Below are 4,502 nucleotides of genomic sequence, written 5' to 3' on the forward strand. Positions count from 1 at the left end.
CCCATTCTAATTATAGTTTTTTAATCAATTTCTATAATATGTCCTTGAAGTAATCTTATACACTACCATCATTCTTAAAATACCTTTTGCATATTTACTTTGATTTATATTGCACTATATTAGAATATATTCTTTGAAGGAAAGGATATAAAATACCCTTAAACAATTTATCAAAATTTACTCAATATGGCAACATAAATTTCACTTAAATTTATAATCTTGCAACAAATATTATGCACATTTTTTTCTCTTCTAAAACGCAAATAAATTTGGCTGCAAGATAAACTCATTACTAATTTGGTGTATTTAACTTTTTAGTTCATTAATTAGCATATAAGAAAATAATTGAATTCGTATGAAATGAAAATAAAAACTATAATATTGTTGAAAGGAAAGAATGTATTCTAATTTTGAATTAAAAAAATACATAATAAAACCCCGTAAACAAATCATTTACGGGGTTTTATGGCTCCTCAAGTAGGACTCGAACCTACGACCCTGCGGTTAACAGCCGCATGCTCTACCGACTGAGCTATTGAGGAATATAAATCTGGCAGCGACTTACTTTCCCGGGACGTCTCCATCCAAGTATCATCAGCACTGAGAAGCTTAACTACCGTGTTCGGAATGGGAACGGGTGTGACCTTCTCGTTATAACCACCAGAAAATTGTAAACTTTTTAAGGTTATGCACCTTCAAAAATATATAATGTTGGAATCAAGATGAAAAGCGGATTTCTTCATTAAGACTTCTTAAAAGACCTTTTCTACCTGTAAAATATTTGGTCAAGCCCTCGACCTATTAGTACCAGTCAGCTAAATACATTACTGCACTTACACCTCTGGCCTATCAACCATGTAGTCTACATGGGGTCTTACCCTTACGGTGGGATATCTCATCTTAGGGTGGGTTTCACGCTTAGATGCCTTCAGCGTTTATCCCTTCCGAACTTGGCTACCCAGCTATGCACTTGGTAGTACAACTGGTGCACCAGAGGTTCGTCCATCCCGGTCCTCTCGTACTAAGGACAGATCCCTTCAAATATCCTGCGCCCGCGACAGATAGGGACCGAACTGTCTCACGACGTTCTGAACCCAGCTCGCGTACCGCTTTAATTGGCGAACAGCCAAACCCTTGGAACCTACTTCAGCTCCAGGATGCGATGAGCCGACATCGAGGTGCCAAACCTCCCCGTCGATGTGGACTCTTGGGGGAGATCAGCCTGTTATCCCCAGGGTAGCTTTTATCCGTTGAGCGACGGCAATTCCACTTTCATACCGCCGGATCACTAAGTCCTACTTTCGTACCTGCTCGACTTGTTTGTCTCGCAGTCAGGCTACCTTATGCCTTTGCACTCGTTGCGCGATTTCCAACCGCGCTGAGGTAACCTTTGAACGCCTCCGTTACCTTTTGGGAGGCGACCGCCCCAGTCAAACTGCCCACCTGACAGTGTCCCTAGACCAGATTATGGCCTCAGGTTAGAGTTCCAGTATTCTTAGAGTGGTATCCCAACGTCGATTCCATATGAACTGGCGTCCATACTTCCTAATCTCCCACCTATCCTGTACAAAAAATACCGAAACCCAGTATCAGGCTACAGTAAAGCTCCATGGGGTCTTTCCGTCTAGTCGCGGGTAACTTGCATCTTCACAAGTACTACAATTTCGCCGGGTACGTTGTTGAGACAGTGCCCAAATCATTACGCCATTCGTGCGGGTCAGAACTTACCTGACAAGGAATTTCGCTACCTTAGGACCGTTATAGTTACGGCCGCCGTTTACTGGGGCTTAAGTTCACTGCTTCACTTTCGTTGACAGATTCCCGTAACCTTCCAGCACCGGGCAGGCGTCAGCCCCTATACTTCATCTTTCGATTTAGCAGAGACCTGTGTTTTTGTTAAACAGTTGCTTGGGCCTATTCTCTGCGACCTCATTGCTGAGGCACCCCTTATTGCGAACTTACGGGGTCAATTTGCCGAGTTCCTTAACAACGCTTCTCCCGTTCGTCTTAGGATTCTCTCCTCATCTACCTGTGTCGGTTTGCGGTACGGGTACCTCTACTCTCGATAGTGGATTTTCTCGTCAGTGCGGAATCAGTCACTTCGGTACTCTAATTTCCCTCCCATTCGTAGTCTCAAAACATCCGGCGGATTTGCCTACCAGACTATATCCTCTACTTAGACGAGCTCTTCCAGTCACTCGCTTGACTTATCCCCCTGCGTCCCCACATCTCTGATAACGAGCAGCGGTAGTACAGGAATTTCAACCTGTTGTCCATCGCCTACGCCTTTCGGCCTCGGCTTAGGTCCCGACTTACCCTGGGCGGACGAACCTTCCCCAGGAAACCTTAGATTTTCGACGGTAAAGATTCTCACTTCACTCTCGCTACTTATTCCGGCATTCTCACTACTATTTCGTCCACATGTCCTTACGATCATGCTTCTACCTAACATAGTAAGCTCCCCTACCACCCATTTCTGGATCCATAGCTTCGGTACACAGTTTGAGCCCCGAACATTTTCGGCGCAGGTTCACTCGACTAGTGAGCTATTACGCACTCTTTGAATGAGTGGCTGCTTCTAAGCCAACATCCTAGTTGTCTTAGCAAACCCACATCCTTTTCCACTTAACTGTGATTTTGGGACCTTAGCTGATGGTCTGGGCTGTTTCCCTTTTGACAACGAAACTTATCTCACGCTGTCTGACTCCCAAGCTTTAATCTATACGGCATTCAGAGTTTGATAGGGTTCGGTAACCCGGTAAGGCCCCTAGCCCATTCAGTGCTTTACCTCCGTTAGACATACTTGAGGCTAGCCCTAAAGCTATTTCGGGGAGAACCAGCTATCTCCGAGTTCGATTGGAATTTCTCCGCTATCCACAGCTCATCCCAAACCTTTTCAACGGTTATGAGTTCGGTCCTCCACGAGATTTTACTCTCGCTTCAACCTGTCCATGGATAGGTCACCCGGTTTCGGGTCTATTACATGTGACTTATTCGCCCTATTCAGACTCGCTCTCGCTTCGGCTCCGTACCATTAGTACTTAACCTTGCCACATACAATAACTCGCCGGACCGTTCTACAAAAAGTACGCTGTCGAGCCTTAACGCTCTTCAACTGCTTGTAAACATAGGGTTTCAGGTTCTCTTTCACTCCCCTCCCGGGGTTCTTTTCACCTTTCCCTCACGGTACTGCTTCACTATCGGTCACCAGGAAGTATTTAGCCTTGGAGGGTGGTCCCCCCTGCTTCCCACAAGGTTTCACGTGCCTCGTGGTACTCTGGATACCGGCCTGCCATCTCTCTTTTCGCGTACGGGACTTTTACCCTCTTTGGTGTAACCTTTCCTGGTTACTTCTGCTAAGTTTGATGGATCATTATGCCGGTCCACAACCCCGACCTATATTGCTATAGATTGGTTTGGGCTCTTCCGCGTTCGCTCGCCACTACTTACGGAATCTCGGTTGATTTCTCTTCCTGTGGGTACTTAGATGTTTCAGTTCCCCACGTCTCGCTCTGATACACTATGGATTCATGTATCAGTACCTGAGCATTTACCTCAGGTGGGTTCCCCCATTCGGATATCTACGGGTCGCAGGATATTTGCTCCTTACCGTAGCTTTTCGCAGCTTATCGCGTCCTTCTTCGCCTTCTGGTGCCTAGGCATTCACCCTATGCTCTTAATAGCTTGACCTCGCGTTTTTGCTTTAGCAAAATATGCTTTAGCAATCGCATGTCATTAATTAAGTTTCCTTAATTAATACTTTTCTTAGAATCGATCTCTCAATTCTTTGATAGTTTTTCTCCAAGTGAATTGTCTTTTTACCATCTTAATGAGTTTTTATCCTAAGAGTCACTATATACTTATTTGTACTAGTTACCCTTTATTTTTCTTCTCATCTTGCTTCACTTTAACATTATATATTTTTCAAGGTGCATATTATTGTAGGATATTTTGCAAAAGCAAAAATCCTTGGTGGAGATAAAGAGAATCGAACTCTTGACCCCCTGCTTGCAAGGCAGGTGCTCTCCCAGCTGAGCTATACCCCCATAAATCTGAGCTTTATGGGCTCAGAAAACTAAACAGTGTAAGGAAATTTGGAACTCGGTTGAATCAGCTGTATAAACAACTGATATCGACCAGGCAGTAGTGATACATGCTGTATCACGATACTCCTTAGAAAGGAGGTGATCCAGCCGCACCTTCCGATACGGCTACCTTGTTACGACTTCACCCCAATCATCGGCCCCACCTTCGGCAGCGTCCTCTTTACAGTTAGACTACTGACTTCGGGTGTTGCAGACTCTCATGGTGTGACGGGCGGTGTGTACAAGGCCCGGGAACGTATTCACGGCAGTATGCTGACCTGCCATTACTAGCAATTCCGACTTCATGTAGGCGAGTTTCAGCCTACAATCTGAACTGGGACTATTTTTGGAGATTTGCTCCACCTCACGGCTTCGCTTCCCTCTGTAATAGCCATTGTAGTACGTGTGTAGCCCAGG

At 45.2% G+C, this 4,502-nt stretch carries 2 tRNA genes, 2 rRNA genes and 2 other annotated features; all 4 genes read right to left on the reverse strand.

From position 1 onward, the window contains the following. Positions 1-466: 466 nt before the first annotated feature. Positions 467-542, reverse strand: a tRNA-Asn gene (locus tag ACECE_RS0211745). A gap of 6 nt (positions 543-548) precedes the next feature. Next, positions 549-665: ribosomal RNA gene (rrf, locus tag ACECE_RS0211750) — 5S ribosomal RNA — on the reverse strand. Positions 666-781: 116 nt separating this feature from the next. Continuing rightward, positions 782-3,690 (reverse strand): 23S ribosomal RNA (locus ACECE_RS0211755). Positions 3,691-3,970: 280 nt separating this feature from the next. Further along, positions 3,971-4,046: transfer RNA gene (locus ACECE_RS0211760), tRNA-Ala, on the reverse strand. Positions 4,047-4,190: 144 nt separating this feature from the next. Then, positions 4,191-4,323, reverse strand: a sequence feature (16S ribosomal RNA rRNA prediction is too short). A gap of 62 nt (positions 4,324-4,385) precedes the next feature. Further along, positions 4,386-4,481 (reverse strand) — a sequence feature (16S ribosomal RNA rRNA prediction is too short). Between the last annotated feature and the right edge of the window lie 21 nt (positions 4,482-4,502).

The organism is Acetivibrio cellulolyticus CD2, assembly GCF_000179595.2.
Classification (GTDB): domain Bacteria; phylum Bacillota; class Clostridia; order Acetivibrionales; family Acetivibrionaceae; genus Acetivibrio; species Acetivibrio cellulolyticus.